A 1481-nucleotide genomic window follows, 5' to 3' on the forward strand; every position below is an offset into this window, starting at 1 on the left:
GGGAGTATCCCAAAGTTTGTGTAAACCTCCAAACTGATGTAAGATAAAATTACTCAGTTTGGAGGTTATTTTTATGGCAAGAAGAAAAGACAGCCCACAAAAAGCAGCAATGAGAGAAATGATGCGGGATTATCTGAAAAATAATGATATCAGCATCAAAGACGGCACCGATGTAAATGGCATCATGCGTGACATGATGTCTGTCCTATTGGAAGGTGCTTTGGACGAGGAACTGGATGAAGAATTAGGATATTCCAAGTATGATTATCGTAACAAAGAAACAGACAATAGCAGAAACGGTCATTCCAGCAAAACCATGCACACCAGTTATGGAGATATGGATGTGGCGATCCCAAGGGATCGTAACGGTGATTACGAACCACAGCTGATTAAAAAATATCAAAATACCGTAACTCAGGACATGGAAGAAAAAATACTTTCCATGTATGCCAAAGGAATGACCACCGGAGACATTGAATCCCACATGCGTGAATTATACGATATTGATATTTCTGACAGCACAGTCAGCCGGATCACAGACAAAATCCTGCCGATTGTAAAAGAATGGCAGGAACGTCCTCTGGAAGAAGTGTATGCTGTAGTATTTATGGATGCGATCCACTATCATGTCCGCAGCGAAGGACGTATCGTAAAACGTGCGGTTTACATTGCTCTTGGTATCGACATGAGCGGAAAAAAAGATGTCCTTGGAATGTATGTTGGAGAGAACGAAAGTGCGAAGTTCTGGCTTTCTATCATGAATGGATTAAAAAACAGAGGCGTTGAGGATATCCTGATCGCATGCGTTGATGGTTTAAATGGATTTCCACAGGCAATCGAGGCTGTTTATCCAAAAACAGAGATTCAGCAGTGTATCATCCATCAGATCCGTAATTCAACAAAGTTTGTTTCATACAAAGACATCAAAAAACTGATGGCTGATCTGAAGCTTGTATATGCAGCTCCAACGGAAGAAACAGCTTTAAATGAGTTAGAATTGTTCAAAGATAAATGGGATTCCAAGTACCCGAAAATCTATAAATCCTGGAATGATAACTGGGCAACCCTGTCCACTTATTTCAAATATCCAGAGGCAGTAAGACGCCTGATTTACACCACAAATGCCATTGAAGGCTTCAACCGTCAGCTCCGGAAAGTGACCAAAAGCAAAACGGTTTTTCCGTCAGATGACAGCCTTTTGAAAATGCTGTATTTGGCAACCATGGATATCACGAAAAAATGGACCGGTCACAGGCAGGACTGGGGACAGATCCATTCCCAGCTGGAAATTTATTTTGAAGAACGTCTGGCAGGACGGAACCTGTAAAACAGTCAATTTTAAGCAGGTTTTATTGACATGCCTAAAAACTACTGTATAATGCAGATATGGGCAGAATCCGGAAAATCGGCTCTGCCCATTTGTAACTATTCACAAATCTTATATCAGTTTTTAACGTTTACACAAAACTTGAAACGGTCTC

General features: G+C 40.9%; 1 protein-coding gene. It reads left to right on the forward strand.

Features of this window, described 5'->3' with window-relative positions; all coding sequences use genetic code 11:
* Positions 1-109: 109 nt before the first annotated feature.
* Positions 110-1327, forward strand: a complete 1218-nt coding sequence (locus DW819_RS15420) for an IS256 family transposase (protein WP_182432683.1) — start codon at positions 110-112, stop codon at positions 1325-1327.
* Positions 1328-1481 lie beyond the last annotated feature (154 nt).

Source organism: Clostridium sp. AM33-3, from assembly GCF_003480315.1.
GTDB lineage: Bacteria > Bacillota > Clostridia > Lachnospirales > Lachnospiraceae > Brotaphodocola.